This window comes from Paracoccus sp. Z118 (assembly GCF_019061185.1).
In the GTDB taxonomy this organism is placed as follows: domain Bacteria; phylum Pseudomonadota; class Alphaproteobacteria; order Rhodobacterales; family Rhodobacteraceae; genus Paracoccus.
This window is the reverse complement of the sequence record NZ_JAHQZU010000005.1, coordinates 226991-243590: the sequence shown is the minus strand read 5'-3', so window position 1 is coordinate 243590 and position 16600 is coordinate 226991. Positions and strand designations below refer to the sequence as shown.

Sequence of the window (16600 nt, the reverse complement as noted above, 5' to 3'; positions counted from 1 at the left end):
ATGCCGGGCGACAACCTGAAGTTCGAGGTCGAGCTGATCGCCCCGATCGCGATGGAAGAGAAGCTGCGCTTCGCCATCCGCGAAGGCGGCCGCACGGTCGGCGCCGGCGTGGTGTCGAAGATCATCGAGTGATCGACGGGGCGCCCGCCCCGACGATATCGCGAGAGGCCCGCCCCGAAAGGGGCGGGCCTTTTGCCTTGGAATAGCGGCAGCGGGCATCTGTGAGTGATTGCTGCCGCAACGCCGACGAGAGCAAGGGTCCGCCTCGATACCGACGGATCTTCGTTGCCTATCGGCAGAAAAAGGGGCGCGTTTCATCGCCACGCCGAAACGCGCGCTTGTCCTTCCCGAGCAGCCGCGATTGCGGCTCCTGATCACTCGGCAAACGTGATCCCGCAATTGCGGGCGCGATTGACGGCCTCGATCGCCTGCATGTCGCCTTTCAACTGCGCGACCTCGGCGGCTCCGGCGCCGTCGCCCTTGATGAAGAACAGCGCGGGCCAGAACAGAATGGTGCCGACCGCCACCGCCGCGGCATCATTGCCTGCCTTCCGGTCCTGGACCTCCATCGCACGGCGAGCATGGGAGGAGACGGTCGTGGCCTCGGCGGTGAGCTGCTGGCAATTCATCGCGGCGTATTTGCTGGGCGCGACATAGACCGGCGCGATTTCGGCCGATTTGTCAGCGCAGGCGGCCAGAGTCATTGCCGACAGCAGGCAGACCGTCGTCAGTAGTCGTTTCATCTTCGAGCTCCTATGAATATAACGAGCCCGTGATAAGACGACGGCAGTTAAGGAACTGAGTACATATAAAATGCCCCGGAAATTGGCCGGGATTTCGGAATTCGAGCAGTCGTGCCGGCGCATTGCAGCAACCGCCATTTCGGCTGGCTGGGCGTCCGTTACAATCGGGGCAGAAATGGCCGTCGCAAGTGGAGCTGTTCCCCCACGACAGGACGCGGCTCCCCTGCATCAACCGCCTGCATGCCTGGCCATTGAACCCGCACCCGCCTTCCGCCAGGCTGCGCCGGAAGGAGCCGCCATGACCCATGACTGCCTGTTCTGCCGGATCGCGCGGGGCGAACTTCCCGCGCATATCATCCACGAGGATGAGCACGTCATGGCCTTTCTCGACCTGCATCCGATCCGGCCCGGCCATACGCTCGTCATTCCGAAGGCGCATCACGTCTGGTTCGAGGATGTTCCTCCGCCGCTCGCCGCGCGGGTGATGGAGTGCAGCCAGACGCTCGCCCGGCGGATGAAGCGGCTCTATGGGGTTGAACGGGTCGCGATGTTCTTCACCGGCATCCACGTTCCCCACGCCCACGCCCATGTCGTGCCGATGCACGAGGTCCATGACGTGACCTCGCAGGCCTATCTGGCCGACGGCCCATCGGGCTTCACCGCCCCGCCGCGTCTGCCAGAGGAGGAGATGGCCGCCATCGCCCGCGATCTCGCGCGGGACTGACGGCGGCGAATCTGGCCAGAGACCAAGGCGGGAGATCATCACCGCGCCGATCCGCTGGACGGCAAGGCGGCACGACGACTGGTTCACTACCTCTGCCCGGGATGAGACACCTCCGCCGCAAGCCGCGACCGCTTGCCGTCGAGCCCCACCCTCACAGCCCCACCCTCCGGCCGCATCCAGCTTCGCAAGACGGTCCCGGAAAGGGGCCTCCGCCCTACATCGCCGCCTTGTTCACCCCGCCCTTCACCGCGATGCTGGTCATCGTCTCGTCGCCCTCGTAGGTCGAGGCGGTGCAGTCATCCAGCACCTTCACGTCGTCCTTGAAGCCCAGCCGCTTGGCCCAGGCTTTCAGCGTGCCGTAGCCGCTGATCGCGTAATGGGCGGTGCGCTGGTATTGCGCGATGATCGCCGCGTCCTGGGTGTCGTCGTCGGCGAAGTCGGCCTCCAGCGCGTGCTTGCGGGCTTCGGCGACCAGCCCCTCCATGCCCTTGCAATGCTCGCCCGCGGGGTCCGCCCCGTGCGAGCGGGCCAGCTTCTCCATCGCGGCCATGCCGTCGCGGGTGCCGGCGACGCTGGCCTCCAGCGCCTTCTTCAGGTCCGCGTTGTTCGCCGCCTGCGCCATGTCCTGCGTCAGCGGGATCGACTGTCTGGCCGCGCTGTGAAGATCCTTCACGCCGTCCAGATACAGGTCCTTCAGATTCTTGATCGTGGTCATCGTGCTGCTCCGTCTCGGGAATATGGATTGCCCCGGCCCAACGCCCGGACCCGCGTGACGTTCCGGCCCGCTTGACTTGCGGGCGGGGCCAAGGCAGGCAAACCCGCAGCCGCCGCGAGGATGACCATGTTCCGCTGGTTCGAACGCCGGATCGACCCCTACCCCCAGGACCTGCCACAGATGCCGCCAAGGCGCCTGTGGGGCTTCGTGCTGCATTATTCGCGCGGGATGATCGGCTGGCTGGCCGGAATGGGCCTCCTGTCGGCGCTGATCGCCGCCGGAGAGGTGGTGCTGTTCGGCTATCTCGGCGAGCTGGTGAACCGGCTGGCGGATACCGGCCGCGAGGGCTTCATGGCGGCCGAGGGGCGGCGGCTGTTCTGGATGGGGGCGCTGCTGCTGATTGCGCTGCCGGCGATGAACCTGCTCAGCACCCTCATCATGCACCAGACGCTGCTGGGCAACTTTCCCCAGCGCATCCGCTGGCAGGCGCACCGCTATCTGCTGCGCCAGTCGGTGAGCTATTTCCAGGACGAATTCTCGGGGAGGATCGCCACCAAGCTGATGCAGACCGCGCTGGCCGTGCGCGAGGTCGCGATGAAGGTCACGGACGTCGCCGTCTATGTCGGCGTCTATTTCATCGGCGCGCTGGTGGTCGCGGCCACGCAGGACTGGCGGCTGGCGCTGCCCTTCCTCGCCTGGGGGCTCGGCTACGGCATCCTGCTGGCGGTTGTGGTTCCCCGCCTCGGCCGCGCCGCCGAGGCGCAGGCGGGCGCGCGCGCCGGGATGACGGGCCGGGTGGCCGACGCCTATACCAACATCGCCACGGTCAAGCTGTTCAGCCATTCCGCGCGCGAGGAAGCCTATGCCCGCGAGTCGATGGACGAGTTCCTGCAGACCGTCTATCGCCAGATGCGGCTGTCGGCGGTCAACGACATCGCCCTGAACGTCCTGAACGCGCTGCTGGTGGGAACCAGCACGGCGCTCGGCCTGTGGCTCTGGCTGGACGGCCGGGTCGAGGTCGGGGCGCTGGCCGTGGCGATCCCGCTGGCGATGCGGCTCAACTCGATGAGCCACTGGATCACCTGGGAATTCGCGGCGCTGTTCGAGAATATCGGCACCGTGCGCGACGGGATTTCCAGCCTCGCCCTGCCCCGCATCGTCAATGACGCGCCGGACGCGAAGCCGCTGCGCCCCGGCCCCGGCGCGGTCAGCTTCCGCCACGTCACCTTCCGCTACGGCGGCGAGGGCGAGGGCAAGCCGATGGCCGTTCTGGACGACCTGACGCTGGAGATCGCGGCGGGCGAGCGGATCGGATTGGTCGGCCGTTCGGGCGCGGGCAAGTCCACGCTGGTCAACCTGCTGCTGCGGTTCCACGACGTGGAGTCCGGCCGAATCCTGATCGACGGGCAGGACATCTCGCAGGTGACGCAGGAATCGCTGCGGGCCGCCATCGGCGTGGTCACGCAGGACAGCAGCCTTCTGCACCGGACCGTGCGCGAGAACATCGCCTATGGCCGCCCCACCGCCACCGAGGACGAGATCCGGGCCGCAACCGAGCTGGCCGAGGCGCAGGACTTCATCCCCGCGCTTGGCGACAAGCAGGGCGGGCGCGGGCTTGAGGCGCATGTGGGCGAGCGCGGCGTCAAGCTGTCCGGGGGCCAGCGCCAGCGCATCGCCATCGCCCGCGTGGCGCTGAAGAACGCCCCCATTCTGGTGTTGGACGAGGCGACCAGCGCCCTGGACAGCGAGGTCGAGGCGGCGATCCAGACCCAGCTTGAACGGCTGATGGCGGGCAAGACGGTCATCGCCATCGCGCATCGCCTCTCGACCATCGCGGCGATGGACCGGCTGGTGGTGCTGGATGCCGGGCGGATCGTGGAAATGGGCGCCCATGCCGAGCTTCTGGCCAAGCGAGGTCTTTACGCGCGGCTCTGGAACCGGCAATCGGGTGGCTTCCTCGGCGCGGTGGAGGCCGAGCCTGTCCCTGCCCCAGCTGAGGTCTGAATGCGCCGTTTCCCGCCCGAACGCCTCGTGACCTCGGATCGGGTGATCGCCGTTCTGCCGGAGGTGATCCCTTCATGCGGCGGCAAGAAGGTCCGGCGCGAGCGGATCGCCGCCCGCCCCGGCTGGGGCGCATCCCCCTCCATGCGGAACGGGCACACCATCGGGATCAAACCGCCCCTGACTCTCCAGCCTGCCCCCGCCGCACTTGCCAGTCTGGACACCACTTGCCAGGCAACCGCATGATCGCGAAGCCCGCTGTCATGTCGTGGAGTTCCGGCAAGGATTGCACCCTCGCCCTGCACCGGGCGCGGCACGATCCGGCGCTGGAGATCGTCGCGTTGCTCGCCACCTTCAACGAGACGGCGGGCCGCGTCGCCATCCACGGCACCCGCCGCGACATCGCGCGGGCGCAGGCCGAGGCGCTCGGGCTCGACCTGATCGAGGTGGACCTGCCTTCGCCCTGCCCCAACGCGGAATACGAAGCCCGCATCGGCGCGGCGGCCCTGCGGCTGCGGGACCAAGGCGTGCGCGACTGGGTGTTCGGCGACCTGTTCCTCGACGACATCCGCAGCTACCGCGAGGCGTCGCTCGCGCCATACGGGCTGAGCGCGCATTTCCCCCTGTGGGGCGCCGACTCCGCCCAACTCGCGCAGGAGATGCTGGAGATCGGCATCGACGCTCGCGTGGTGACGCTCGACCCCCGGCTGCTTCCCGCCGATCTGTGCGGCTCGGCCTTTGACCGCGCGTTCCTCGACAGTCTGCCACCCGGCATCGATCCCTGCGGCGAACGGGGCGAGTTCCACACCGTTGTCGCCGATGGCCCCGGCTTCGCCCGTCCGCTGAACCTTGCGCGCGGCGAGACGGTGGAGCGTGACGGCTTCGTCTATACCGACTTCACCCTCACCTGATCCGCGCTCGCCTTGACTTTGCCCACGCCACGGCACCATGAACGCGCGACATGAGAGCAGGCGGAAAATGATGGCACGCAGCAAGGCGAAACGCGAAGAAGGGCTCTGGGAAACCGTCAAGACGGTGTTCTGGGCGCTGGTCATCGCCGCGGTGTTCCGCACCCTGTTCTTCCAGCCGTTCTGGATTCCCTCGGGCTCGATGAAGGACACGCTGCTGATCGGCGATTTCCTGTTCGTCAACAAGATGGCCTACGGCTATTCGCAGCATTCCTGCCCGTTCAGCCTCTGCCCGATCTCGGGCCGCATCCTCGGCTCGGAACCCGAGCGCGGCGACGTGGTGGTGTTCCGCCATCCGACCGCGGGGGTGGATTTCATCAAGCGCGTGATCGGCCTGCCGGGCGACGCCATCCAGATGCGCGGCGGCGTCCTTTTCCTCAACGGGCAGGAGGCGGTGCAGACCCCCGCCGGCCTGTTCGTCGAGCCGAAGGCGCCGCAGGGCCCGCAGCGCAACATGCCGCGCTGCCACAACGACCCGGTGCCGGAAGGCGGCGCCTGCGAGAAGCAGCGTTTCACGGAACAGCTTCCCGGCGGGGGCAGCCATGACGTGCTGAACATCGTGGACAACTGGCTCGCCGACGACACGCCCGTCTTCACGGTCCCGGCGGGGCAGTATTTCTTCATGGGCGACAACCGCGACAACTCGGAAGACAGCCGCTTCCCCGCCATCACCGGCGGGCTGGGGATGGTTCCGGCGGAATACCTGATCGGCCGCGCGGACCGGATCATGTTCTCGTCGGCGGGGGCGTCGCTGCTGTATTTCTGGACCTGGCGGGGCGACCGTTTCTTCCGGGCGGTGAACTGAGGAGGCGCGCTTGAAGCTGGCAGCCGACCTGCGCACGTTCAGCGACCGGCTGGGCCACGACTTCGCCCGGCCCGAACTGCTGGTGCGGGCGCTGACCCACGGCTCGCTGTCCTCCGCCACTCGCCCCGACAACCAGCGGCTGGAGTTTCTGGGCGACCGCGTGCTGGGCCTCGTGATGGCCGAGGCGCTGCTTGCCGCCGACCGCATCGCGACCGAGGGCCAGCTCGCCCCCCGCTACAACGCGCTGGTGCGCGGCGAGACCTGCGCCGAGGTCGCGCGCGAGATCGGGCTGGGCGAGGTGCTGAAGCTCGGCCGGTCCGAGATGAAGACCGGCGGCCGCCGCAAGGACGCGCTTCTGGGCGACGCGATGGAAGCGGTGCTGGCCGCCGTCTATCTCGACGCCGGGTTCGAGGCCGCCAAGGCGGTGATCCTGCGGCTCTGGGGCGAGCGGCTGTCCGGCGCCGAAGCCGCCGCCTTCAACCCCAAGACGGCGCTCCAGGAATGGGCGCAGGCACAGGGCATGTCCCCACCCGCCTACGAGATCGCCGAACGCTCCGGCCCCGACCACGCCCCCCGCTTCACCATCACGGCAAGGCTGGATGACGGCCGCGCGGCGTCGGCCACCGGCACCGGCACCAAGCGCAGCATCGAACAGGCGGCGGCGCAGGCGCTGCTGGACAGCATCAAGGACAGCGCATGACCGACATCGAAACACCAGAACCCGCTGGAACTGACCAGCCCACCCGCGCCGGTTTCGTCGCCCTGATCGGCGAGCCGAACGCGGGCAAATCCACCCTGCTCAACCGCATGGTGGGTGCCAAGGTCTCGATCGTGACCCACAAGGTCCAGACCACCCGCGCCCGCATCCGCGGCATCGCCATGCACGGCCCCGCGCAGATCGTCTTCGTGGACACGCCCGGCATCTTCCGCCCGCGCCGCCGGCTCGACCGCTCCATGGTCGCCGCGGCGTGGGGCGGGGCGGCGGATGCCGACATCATCGTGCTGCTGATCGAGGCGCATCGGGGGCTGACGGACGGCGTCCGCTCCATCGTCGACACCCTGCGCGAGCGGGCCGGCAAGACGCCGGTGGCACTCGCCATCAACAAGATCGACCGCGTGAAGGCCGAAGAACTGCTGGCGCTCTCGCAGCAGCTCAACGCGGAATACGACTTCACCCGCAGCTTCATGATTTCCGCCGAGAAGGGCCACGGCACCGGCGACCTGATGGACTGGCTGGCCGCCGAGGTGCCCGCAGGCCCGTGGCTCTACCCCGAGGATCAGATCGCCGACCTGCCCATGCGGATGATCGCCGCCGAGATCACGCGCGAGAAGCTGACCCTGCGGCTGCATGAGGAGATCCCCTATCAGCTGACGGTGGAAACCGAGGCGTGGGAGGAAAAGCCTGACGGCAGCGCCCGGATCGACCAGATCGTCTATGTCACCCGCCCCGGCCACAAGGGCATCGTGCTGGGCAAGGGCGGCGAGACGATCAAGGCCGTGGGGCAACTGGCCCGCGCGGAACTGATGGAGTTCATGGGCCGCCCCGTCCATCTGTTCCTGCAGGTCAAGCTACGCGAGAACTGGCTGGAGGAGCGCGAGCGCTACAGGGAAATGGGCCTCGACTTCCGCGAAGGCGACCCGGACTGACGCATGGAGGCGCGGCTCGCTTCCGGCATCTGGGTCGCGGCCTATTTCACCCGGCTGCGGCAGGCGAACATCCCCGCCTATGTGCTGCACCGGGGCGACGACACGGCGGGCGCGATCGCGGTGAAATCCGCGCGGCTGGACGGCACGGCGCAGCTGTGGCTGCGCGAGTGGGACTTCGAGACCGACACCCGCAGCTGGCGCCCGGTTCTGGACGGGGCCGAGCGCGACATCGACGCCCGTATCGCACGGGACCGGGCGCAGGACCGCGACCTGTGGGTGATCGAGATCGAAAGCCGCGACGGCGCCACGCTGCTTGACGAGATGTAAACGTCTTTCCGCCAGTGTTGCAGCGTGGACTGCCGGATCGGGGGGCGCGGCGGAATGACGCAAGGACACGCTTCTGTCGGCGGGCCATCCATCGTAACCCGCTGGTTGATCGGGTGAGGGCTGTGAGAACCGCTGTTCTGATCCTTCTGGCGGCAATTACGGCCGCCCTGCCGGCCCGTGCCGCCGGCCCCCCGCCCGGCGCGCCCGCCGGGACCGATCCCCCACATGCCGCCGACCCCCTGCGGGTCGAGATCGTGACCGTGGAGGAGACGCCGTTCTCCATGAACATCGTCCTGACCGGCACCATCGAGGCGCGCGACAGCCTGAACGCGGGTTTCCGGCAGGGCGGGCGCGTGACCGAGATGCTGGTGAACGCGGGCGACCGCGTGACCCCCGGCCAGCCGCTCGCCCGCACGGATGCCGACCAGCAGGATCAGGCCCGGCAGGTCGCGCAGGCGGCGCTGGACAGCGCGCTGGCCGCCCGCGACCAGGCGGCGCTGGCGGCGGACCGCGCCGTGGCGCTGCTGGACCGCGGCGTCGGCACCCGCGCGGCGCGCGACGCCGCGGCGCAGTCGCTTTCGGCCGCCGAAGGCGCGGTGGTGCAGGCCCGCAGCGCGCTGGACAGGGCGCAGCGGGCGCTGGACGACACCGTGCTGCGCGCGCCCACCGCCGCCGTGGTGACGGCGCGGATGGCCGAACCCGGACAGGTCGTCGCCCCCGCGCAGGGCGTGGTATCACTGGCGATGCTGGCGGGGCTCGAGGCGGTGTTCCGGGCCCCGAACTCGGCCCTGCTGGAAAACGCCGTCGGCACGCAGATCGCGCTGACTCCGCTGGAAATTCCGGGGCGCGAGATGACGGCGAACGTGGTCGAGGTGGCGCCGCTGGTCGATCCAAGCACCGGCTCGGTCGAGATCCGCGCCCGCATCGCGGACGCGCCGACCGACGCCGCCCTGCTGGGCGCGGCGGTGCGGGGGGAAATCTCGGTCCCCGCCGGGCGCGGCATGGCGGTGCCGTGGACCGCGCTGACGGCGATGGGCGACAGCCCGGCCGTATGGGTCGTGGCCGAGGACGGGACCGTCGATGCCGCGCCGGTCGTGATCTGCCGTTTCCAGAACGAAACCGTGCTGATCGACACCGGACTGGTGCCGGGCCAGCGCGTCGTCGGCGCCGGCTCGCAGATGCTGTTCCCCGGACGCCGCGTCGTGGATGCGGCGGCGCCATGATCCTGCGCCCGCTCCTTCTGGCGCTGGCGCTCTGCGCGGCGCTGCCCGCCCCGCTGGCCGCGCTCAGCCTGCGGGAGGAGACCGCCCCGCCGCCTGCCCCGCCCCGTCCCGTGGTCAGCGAGATCGTCACCGACCTGCCCGCGATCCAGCGCTCCGTTCCCGGCGTGATCGCGGCCGAGACCGAGACGGTGCTGGCCTTCGAGACGCTCGGCACCATGTCCGATCTGCTGGTGGACATGGGCGATCAGGTCTCGGCCGGACAGGTGCTGGCGCGGATGAACCCCGAGGATCTGCAGGCCGACATGCGCGCCGCGGGTGCGGCGCTCGCCTCGGCCAATGTCCGGCTGGACACGGCCCGCGCCACGGCTGAACGGACCCGCGCGCTCAGCAGCCGCGACGTGACCAGCCAGGCGCAGCTTGAGCAGGCGGAACAGGCCCTCGCCGCCGCCGAGGCCGCCCGCCGCCAGGCCGATTCGCAGCTTGCCCGCGCCGTGGACGCGCTCGGCTTCACCAGCATGACCGCCCCCTTCGGCGGTCTCGTGAGCGCCATCCACCGCAACGAGGGCAGCGTGGTGTCGGCGGGCGAGCCGGTGCTGACCCTCGCCTCGCAGCACGCGCGCGAGGCGGTGATCGACCTGACCGAGGCGCAGCTTGCCGGTCTGTCGCCGGGCGATCCCTTCACCGTCATGGCCGAGGTCGCGCCGGACCGCCCCTTCGCCGCCCGTGTGGACCGGATCGAGCCGCTGGCCGATGCCGCCACCCGCACCCGCCGGGTGCATCTGGCGCTGGACGATGGCGACGGGCTGCGCATCGGCACGCTGATCCGCGTGAGCCGCAGCAGCGACGGCGGCCCGGTGCTGACCGTCCCGCCTTCCGCGCTGGTCCGGGCAGCGAACGGCCCCGAGGCGCAGGTCTGGGTGGTCGCGCGCGAAGCCCCCGACAGGGGCACCGTGTCGCTGCGGGGCGTCACCACCGGCCCCGAGGTGGCCGGGCGCATCCGCATCACCCGCGGCCTTGCCGCCGGGGACGAGGTCGTGATCCGCGGCGTCCATTCGCTGCGCGACGGCATGAGCGTCGGCCGGGCGGTGTCCCCATGACGCCACGCAGCCGCTTCAACCTGTCCGACTGGGCGCTGCATCACCGCTCGTTCGTGTGGTTCCTGCTGATCGTGTCGATGATCGCCGGGGCGATCAGCTATGCGCGGCTGGGGCGCGAGGAGGACCCGCAGTTCACCGTCAAGATCATGGTGATCTCGGCCGCCCTGCCCGGCGCCACGATCGAGGAAACCGTCGCCCAGGTCACCTCGCGGATCGAGACCAGGCTGGAGGAGCTGGACGAGCTGGATTTCACCCGCTCGGTCACCATGCCCGGCCAGGCGGTCGTCTATGTCGAGCTGCTGCCATCGACCCGCAGCGCCGATGTGCCGGCGATCTGGAGCCGGGTCCGCGACATGATGGCCGACATCCGCCCCGAGTTCCCGCAGGAATTCGCCGGCTTCCGCTTCAACGACAATTTCGGCGACGTCTACGGCAATATCTACGCCTTCACCGGCGACGGCTTCACCCTGCGCGAGATGCGCGACCGGGTGGAGGCGATCCGCAAGCAGGTGCAGGCACTGCCCGCCGCCGGCAAGACCCAGCTTCTGGGCGAGCGCCCGGAGGAGATTTACCTTGAATTCTCGCCCCTGCGTCTCGCCGCTCTAGGGGTCGATCAGGAACAGGTGCTGGCCTCGCTGGCCGCGCAGAACGCCATCGTCTCGGCCGGCATCGTCGCCGCCGGGCCGGAACTGGTGCTGGTGCGCGTCGGCGGCCGGTTCGACGACGCCAGCGCCATCGCGGACGTGAACATGCGGGTGGGCGACCGCTTCTTCAACCTGTCCCAGGTCGCCACCATCGGCCGCGGCTATCAGGACCCGCCGCAATCGCTGTTCCGCCATGACGGGCGCGAGGCGATCGGCCTCCAGGTCGCCATGCGCGAGGGCGAGAACATCCAGACCTACGGGGCCGAACTCGACGCCCTGATGACCCGCATCGCCGCCGAACTGCCGATCGGGATCGAGATGCACAAGTTCGCCGACCAGCCGCAGGTCGTCACCAAGGCCGTCAGCACCTTCGTCAAGGCGCTGGCCGAAGCGGTGGCCATCGTGCTGCTGGTCAGCTTCATCAGCCTCGGGTTCCGGGCGGGATTCGTGGTGACGCTGACCATCCCGCTGGTGCTGGCGATCACCTTCGTTGTCATGGACTTCCTGGGGATCACGCTGCAACGGGTCTCGCTGGGCGCGCTCATCATCGCGCTGGGGCTGCTGGTCGATGACGCGATGATCGCCATCGAGACGATGATCTCGCGGCTGGAAATCGGCGAAAGCATCGAGCAGGCGGCCAGCTATGCCTGGACCTCCATCGCCTTCCCGATGCTGACCGGGACGCTGGTGACGGTGGCGGGGTTCATGCCGATCGGGCTGAACGATTCGATGGCGGGCGAGTTCACCTTTTCGCTGTTCGTCGTCATCGCCGTGTCGCTGCTGGTCAGCTGGGTGGTGGCGGTGCTGTTCGCGCCGATTCTGGGCGTGACGTTCCTGTCCCGGTCGATGGCGCATCACAGCGGACGCGCAGGCCCGCTGCGCCGCGCATTCCGCCGGCTGCTGGGCTTCGCGATGCGCTGGAAATGGGCCACGGTGCTGCTGACAGCCGGGCTGTTCCTCGCGTCGGTCTGGGGCATGCAGTTCGTGGAGCGGCAGTTCTTCCCCAGCTCCGACCGGACCGAGATCGTCGTGGACATCACGGAACGCCAGAACGCCTCCATCGACAAGACCGACGCCACCATGCGCCGGATCGAGGCGTTTCTGGCCGACCAGCCCGAGGCGGCGTTCTGGACGACCTATGTCGGCATCGGCGCGCCACGCTTCGTGCTGGCGATGGATATGCCGACGCCCGGCCCCTACATGGGCCAGATCGTGATCCAGACGAAAAGCCTCGCGGATCGCGACGCGCTTCAGGCCAGGCTGATGGCGCTGGCAAAGGCCGAGCTGATCGGCACCGACGTCTTCGTGAAGGACCTGGAGATCGGCCCCCCGGTCGGCAAGCCCGTCCAGTATCGGGTGAGCTCCGCCGACATCGGCGAGGCCCGCGACACCGCCCGCGCTCTCGCCGCGCTGCTGGCGGGGGAGCCGCGGCTGCGCGACATCTCGATGGACTGGAACGAGCCCGCGCGGGTGGTCCGCGTCGTGGTCGATCAGGACAAGGCCCGCCAGCTCGGCGTGTCGAGCCAGACGATTTCCGGCGCGCTGTCGGCGCTCTATTCCGGGCGGGTCGTGACGCAACTGCGCGACGGCATCCATCTGGTCAACGTTGTGGCGCGGGGCGACCCCGAGGACCGGCACTCGCTCGATTCGATCCGCAACCTGCAACTGGCGACAACGCTCGGCACGCCGATCCCGCTCGCCTCGCTGGCGCGGCTGGAATACGGGACCGAGCAGCCGGTGATCGTGCAGCGCGACGGCCGCCCGACCGTGACGGTCAAGGCGGCCATCGCGTCTGGCGACCAGCCGGCCACGATCGTCGCCGCGCTGGCGGCGCGGGTTCAGGACTTCGCGGCGGCGCAGCCCGGCTCGGTGGACATCACCCTTGGCGGAACGGTGGAAAGCTCCGCTGACAGCCAGCAGCCCATCGTGGCGGTGGTGCCGATGATGCTGCTGACCATCGCGCTGCTGGTGATGGCGCAGATGCAGGGGTTCCGCCTGTCCGCCATCGTCTTTGCCGCCGCACCGCTCGGGCTGATCGGGGTGGTGGCGATCCTGGTCCCGTTCGGCGTGCCGATGGGCTTTGTCGCCATCCTCGGGGTTCTGGCGCTGGTCGGCATCCTGATCCGCAATTCCATCATCCTCGTCCACGAGGTGCAGGCGCTTCTGGCCAGGGGCCGCACCCGCTGGGACGCCGTGTTCGAGGCGTCCGACAGCCGCGCCCGGCCGATCCTGCTGACCGCGGCGGCGGCGAGCCTCGCGCTGATCCCGATCTCGCGGCAGGTGTTCTGGGGGCCGATGGCGTTCTCGATGATGGGGGGGATCATCGCCGGCACGCTGATCACGCTGGTCTTCGTGCCGGCGCTCTATTGCGTGGTGTTCGGGGTGCGCCCGCCCAAGGGCGGCGCGAAGGCGGCGGGCGGGGGCTGAGGCCGCTCACCCCTGCCCCGCCGCCTCGGCCCGCTCGGCCAGTTCCGCGATCAGCTCGGCGGCGCGGTCGATCCGCGCGCCCGCATCCGCGATGGCCTCGGGCAGCACGAGGCAATCCTCCTTTGCGGTCAGCCCGAGGCCCTCCGCCTCCAGAGCGGCGCCATTCCGGGGATAGACCGCGATGCCCGCGGGGCCGGCGACGACGCGCTCCACCCCGGCGGCCCTGGCATCGGCCCGCAGGCGGGTGATTGCGAGAAGTTCGCGCGCCTCTTCGGGGATATCGCCGAAGCGGTCTTCCAGCTCCGCCTCGACCAGATCGACAGTCTCGCGCCCGCCGATCCGCGCCAGCCGCATGTAGATGCCCAGCCGGGTGTCCTCGTCGGCGATCCAGCCGTCCGGCAGGCGGCCCGAAGCGCCGAGTTGCAGTTCGGGCGTCCACAGCTCCGCCGCCTCGCCGCGCAGCGCGGTCAGCGCGTTCGCCAGCAATTGCTGGTAAAGATCGAGGCCGATCAGCTTGACATGACCCGCCTGCGTGTCGCCCAGAATGTCGCCCGCGCCGCGCTGGTCCATGTCGCGGGTGCTGATCTCGAACCCTGCGCCGAGGCGGTTCAGCGCCTCCAGAGTCTGCAGGCGCTTCAGCGTATGCGACGCGACGCTCGCGCCCTTTTCGGTGAGCATCAGCATGTGGCCGCGCCGGTTGCCGCGCCCGACCCGGCCCCGCAACTGGTGCAGCTGGGCAAGGCCGAAGCGGTCGGCATGGGCGACGACCATCGTATTGGCGCGGGGCACGTCCAGCCCCGATTCGATGATGTTGGTGGCCAGCAGCACGTCTCCCTCACCACCCGCGAAGCGGATCATCGCCTCGTCGATCTCGGCCGCGGGCAGCTTGCCGTGAACGGTCAGCACCTCGAAATCCGGCAGGACCTCGCGCAGGGTCGCGGCCATCCCCTCCATATCGCCGATACGGGGCACGACGACGAAGCTCTGCCCGCCCCGCGCCCGCTCGCGCAGCAGCGCGGCGCGGAGGGTGCCGGCGTCGAACTCGGCCAGACTGGTGCGGATCGGCTGGCGGCGGATTGGGGGCGTCGCGATGACGGAAAGCTGCTGCAACCCGATCATCGCCGCCTGCAGCGTGCGCGGGATCGGTGTCGCGGTCAGCGTCAGGACATGGCCCGAGGACAGCGCCCGCAGCCGGGCCTTGTCGGCGGCGCCGAAGCGCTGCTCCTCGTCGATGATGACGAGGCCGAGGTCGCGGTAGCGCACCCCCTTGCCCGCGACAGCGCCGGTGCCGATCACGACCTGAACCGAGCCGTCCGCCAGCCCGTCCCTCACCGCCTTGCGCTCGGCCGCCGGGGTCAGGCGCGTGAGCCCGCCGACCTTCACGCCCAAAAGCCGGAAGCGGCGGGTGAATTCCTCGATATGCTGGCGGGCGAGAACCGTGGTCGGCGCGGCCACCGCGACCTGCCTGCCGGCCAGCACGGCGATGGCGGCGGCCCGCAGCGCGACCTCGGTCTTGCCGAAGCCCACGTCGCCCACCACCAGCCGGTCCATCGGCTTTCCCGAGGCAAGATCGTCCCGCACCGCCTCGATCGCGCGGGCCTGATCGGGGGTTTCGGCGTAGGGAAAACCGGCGGCGAAGCGTTCATAGGCGGATGGCTCGGCCTCCAGCACCGGGGCGGTCCGGCGGGCGCGCTCCTCGGCCAGTTCGGCAAGGCCCCGGGCGGTCTCGGCCACCGCCGCCTCGATGTCGTCCCTGCGCTTGCGCCAGCTCGACCCGTCCAGCCGGTCCAGCGTCACCGCCTCCGGCTCGCCGCCATAGCGCCAGATCTGGTGCGCTTGCGCCACGGGCACCAGCCGCACGCCGTCCTTGGCATAGGTCAGGCGGATCGCGTCGCCCTGCTCGGCCGCGCCCCCGACCTCGGGCAGCGGCTCGATCCCGGCGATCAGGCCGATCCCGTGATCCTCATGCACGACCACGTCGCCGACGCGGATGTCGATCATGTCGAGCGCCGCGGGGGTTCCCGCCGTCACCTCGCCCCCGCGCTGCGCCCGACTGCCGAGCAGATCCGCGGCGGCGATCGCCAGAACCCCGTCGCGGCGGAAGCCCCGTTCGCACGGCATTTCCAGCGTCAGGACCGAGCCAGGCGCGGCCCCCGCGACCTCGGCCCATGACGCCGCCTCCTGCATCTCATGTCCCAGCGCCGCCAGCGCACGGCGGCCGAGAAAGCGCAGGTCCCGCTCACTGCCCAGCACGGCCACCCGCTCGCCCGCCGCAATGGCCGCCTTGGCGGCGCGGGCGAAGGCGCGCAGCGGGGCCTTGCTCTCGACGAAACGCGGGGGCGGCTCGCCGCGCCGGTGGATGGCGGCGATCTCGCGGCCTTCGGTCCGCGCCTGCCAGTCCGCGTCCGGCAGCAGACGGCGCAGAAGCGCGGCGCTGTCCTCCATGATCTCGGCGGCCAGCGTCAGCATGCGATGACGGCGGCGGTCGGCGGCTTGCGACAAGACCAGTCGCGCGCCCGGCAGGTGGTCGGTCAGCGCGTAGCGGCCATCCTTCAGGGGCAGTTCGGTCAGGGAGGCGATGGCGACGGTGTCCACGTCCTCGATGGTGCGCTGGTCGATCAGATCGTAGCGGCGGATCAGGGCGATGCGGCCATCCTCGACCTCGATCCGCACCGGCGCGTCCGACTGGCCGGGAAAGACGTCCAGCACCTGCCCCCACAGCGCGACCTCGCGGGGCTCGTCCACGCGGTTGTCCTCGACGTATCCCAGCGCCGCGATGGCGTCGCGCAGCGCGTCGAGCCCGGTTTCGTCCCCGACGCGCAGGATCAGCATCGTGCCGTCCAGCGCGGCGGGGGCGGGCCAGGCGTAGGCCAGCGCCTCGCCCGTCGTAATCAGCGCGGCCGGGCTCCGGTCCTTCCCTGCCCCAAGCTCGCGCAGCCGCGCCAGCGCCGCGTTGCGGGCGCCGGTATTGGCGGGCGACGCGGGGGCGTTCTGGCTCAGCAGCGCGTCGCTGTCCGGCAGCAGCAGGACATGCGCGTCCGGCGCGGCGGCGGCAAGGGCGCGGGCGATGGCGGCGGCCGCCGACTCGCTGTCGGCGGCGTGGATCACGTCGCCCTTCGCCAGCCATTCGGCCAGCGCGGCGGCGGTTTCGGCATGGCCCATCGGGGCGCCGTCGGTCAGGTCGGTGGAAGCGGGCATGATGGCTTTCGCAGGACGCAGGAGCCATGGGAACGAACGGCGGGAGCCGCGGGTTTCCGCCACTCTCGGCCATTCACGCGC

The 16600-nt window shown here is 70.0% G+C and carries 14 protein-coding genes and 1 pseudogene; 12 read left to right on the top strand and 3 right to left on the bottom strand.

Features of this window, described 5'->3' with window-relative positions; translation table 11 throughout:
- Positions 1 to 132, top strand: a pseudogene (tuf, locus tag KTN05_RS06490) (elongation factor Tu); the annotation flags it as partial.
- Between the two features lie 242 nt (positions 133 to 374).
- Here the strand turns inward: tuf and KTN05_RS06485 are convergent.
- Positions 375 to 743, bottom strand: a complete 369-nt coding sequence (locus KTN05_RS06485) for a hypothetical protein (RefSeq protein ID WP_217328562.1) — start codon at positions 741 to 743, stop codon at positions 375 to 377.
- A gap of 298 nt (positions 744 to 1041) precedes the next feature.
- Here KTN05_RS06485 and KTN05_RS06480 point away from each other — a divergent pair, with 298 nt between their 5' ends.
- Entirely contained in the window at positions 1042 to 1467 is a 426-nt protein-coding gene (locus KTN05_RS06480) for an HIT family protein (RefSeq protein ID WP_217328561.1), read from the top strand.
- 214 nt (positions 1468 to 1681) lie between these two features.
- On the opposite strand, the gene KTN05_RS06475 is transcribed toward KTN05_RS06480, so the two are convergent.
- Positions 1682 to 2182: a DUF892 family protein gene (locus KTN05_RS06475; RefSeq protein WP_217328560.1), complete on the bottom strand. Its 501-nt coding sequence runs from the start codon at positions 2180 to 2182 to the stop codon at positions 1682 to 1684.
- 126 nt (positions 2183 to 2308) lie between these two features.
- On the opposite strand from KTN05_RS06475, the gene KTN05_RS06470 reads away from it, so the two are divergent.
- The 10 genes from KTN05_RS06470 to KTN05_RS06425 all read left to right on the top strand — a co-directional run bounded on the left by KTN05_RS06470 (position 2309) and on the right by KTN05_RS06425 (position 13321).
- Positions 2309 to 4186: an ABC transporter ATP-binding protein gene (locus KTN05_RS06470; RefSeq protein ID WP_217328559.1), complete on the top strand. Its 1878-nt coding sequence runs from the start codon at positions 2309 to 2311 to the stop codon at positions 4184 to 4186.
- Positions 4187 to 4429 carry a hypothetical protein gene (locus tag KTN05_RS06465; RefSeq protein WP_217328558.1) on the top strand — a complete coding sequence of 81 codons (243 nt, stop codon included), beginning with the start codon at positions 4187 to 4189 and terminating at the stop codon, positions 4427 to 4429. It begins immediately after the preceding gene.
- Complete coding sequence (locus KTN05_RS06460) at positions 4426 to 5094, top strand: ATP-binding protein (RefSeq protein WP_217328557.1); 669 nt, start codon at positions 4426 to 4428, stop codon at positions 5092 to 5094. Before KTN05_RS06465 ends, KTN05_RS06460 begins: the two co-directional genes overlap by 4 nt.
- A gap of 70 nt (positions 5095 to 5164) precedes the next feature.
- A complete protein-coding gene (gene lepB / locus KTN05_RS06455; RefSeq protein ID WP_217328556.1) occupies positions 5165 to 5956 on the top strand; it encodes a signal peptidase I in 792 nt (263 codons plus the stop codon).
- A 10-nt stretch (positions 5957 to 5966) separates the two neighbouring features.
- Positions 5967 to 6656: a ribonuclease III gene (gene rnc, locus KTN05_RS06450; protein ID WP_217328555.1), complete on the top strand. Its 690-nt coding sequence runs from the start codon at positions 5967 to 5969 to the stop codon at positions 6654 to 6656.
- A complete protein-coding gene (gene era, locus KTN05_RS06445; protein WP_217328554.1) occupies positions 6653 to 7603 on the top strand; it encodes a GTPase Era in 951 nt (316 codons plus the stop codon). Before rnc ends, era begins: the two co-directional genes overlap by 4 nt.
- A 3-nt stretch (positions 7604 to 7606) precedes the next feature.
- The gene (locus tag KTN05_RS06440; protein ID WP_217328553.1) at positions 7607 to 7930 is read left to right on the top strand and encodes a DUF1491 family protein; all 324 of its coding nucleotides are present in this window, start codon (positions 7607 to 7609) and stop codon (positions 7928 to 7930) included.
- A 122-nt stretch (positions 7931 to 8052) separates the two neighbouring features.
- Positions 8053 to 9153 carry an efflux RND transporter periplasmic adaptor subunit gene (locus KTN05_RS06435; protein WP_371823284.1) on the top strand — a complete coding sequence of 367 codons (1101 nt, stop codon included), beginning with the start codon at positions 8053 to 8055 and terminating at the stop codon, positions 9151 to 9153.
- Positions 9150 to 10250, top strand: a complete 1101-nt coding sequence (locus KTN05_RS06430; RefSeq protein WP_217328552.1) for an efflux RND transporter periplasmic adaptor subunit — start codon at positions 9150 to 9152, stop codon at positions 10248 to 10250. Before KTN05_RS06435 ends, KTN05_RS06430 begins: the two co-directional genes overlap by 4 nt.
- Positions 10247 to 13321 carry an efflux RND transporter permease subunit gene (locus tag KTN05_RS06425; RefSeq protein ID WP_217328551.1) on the top strand — a complete coding sequence of 1025 codons (3075 nt, stop codon included), beginning with the start codon at positions 10247 to 10249 and terminating at the stop codon, positions 13319 to 13321. The genes KTN05_RS06430 and KTN05_RS06425 overlap by 4 nt, the downstream gene beginning before the upstream one ends.
- A gap of 6 nt (positions 13322 to 13327) precedes the next feature.
- Here KTN05_RS06425 and KTN05_RS06420 read toward each other — a convergent pair whose 3' ends face one another.
- Entirely contained in the window at positions 13328 to 16519 is a 3192-nt protein-coding gene (locus tag KTN05_RS06420) for a helicase-related protein (RefSeq protein WP_217328550.1), read from the bottom strand.
- Between the last annotated feature and the right edge of the window lie 81 nt (positions 16520 to 16600).

Coding starts and splice junctions, on each gene's coding strand:
- KTN05_RS06485 (WP_217328562.1), bottom strand. CDS start 743: ATGAAACGACTACTGACGACGGTCTGCCTGCTGTCGGCAATGACTCTG.
- KTN05_RS06480 (WP_217328561.1), top strand. CDS start 1,042: ATGACCCATGACTGCCTGTTCTGCCGGATCGCGCGGGGCGAACTTCCC.
- KTN05_RS06475 (WP_217328560.1), bottom strand. CDS start 2,182: ATGACCACGATCAAGAATCTGAAGGACCTGTATCTGGACGGCGTGAAG.
- KTN05_RS06470 (WP_217328559.1), top strand. CDS start 2,309: ATGTTCCGCTGGTTCGAACGCCGGATCGACCCCTACCCCCAGGACCTG.
- KTN05_RS06465 (WP_217328558.1), top strand. CDS start 4,187: ATGCGCCGTTTCCCGCCCGAACGCCTCGTGACCTCGGATCGGGTGATC.
- KTN05_RS06460 (WP_217328557.1), top strand. CDS start 4,426: ATGATCGCGAAGCCCGCTGTCATGTCGTGGAGTTCCGGCAAGGATTGC.
- lepB (WP_217328556.1), top strand. CDS start 5,165: ATGGCACGCAGCAAGGCGAAACGCGAAGAAGGGCTCTGGGAAACCGTC.
- era (WP_217328554.1), top strand. CDS start 6,653: ATGACCGACATCGAAACACCAGAACCCGCTGGAACTGACCAGCCCACC.
- KTN05_RS06440 (WP_217328553.1), top strand. CDS start 7,607: ATGGAGGCGCGGCTCGCTTCCGGCATCTGGGTCGCGGCCTATTTCACC.
- KTN05_RS06430 (WP_217328552.1), top strand. CDS start 9,150: ATGATCCTGCGCCCGCTCCTTCTGGCGCTGGCGCTCTGCGCGGCGCTG.
- KTN05_RS06425 (WP_217328551.1), top strand. CDS start 10,247: ATGACGCCACGCAGCCGCTTCAACCTGTCCGACTGGGCGCTGCATCAC.
- KTN05_RS06420 (WP_217328550.1), bottom strand. CDS start 16,519: ATGCCCGCTTCCACCGACCTGACCGACGGCGCCCCGATGGGCCATGCC.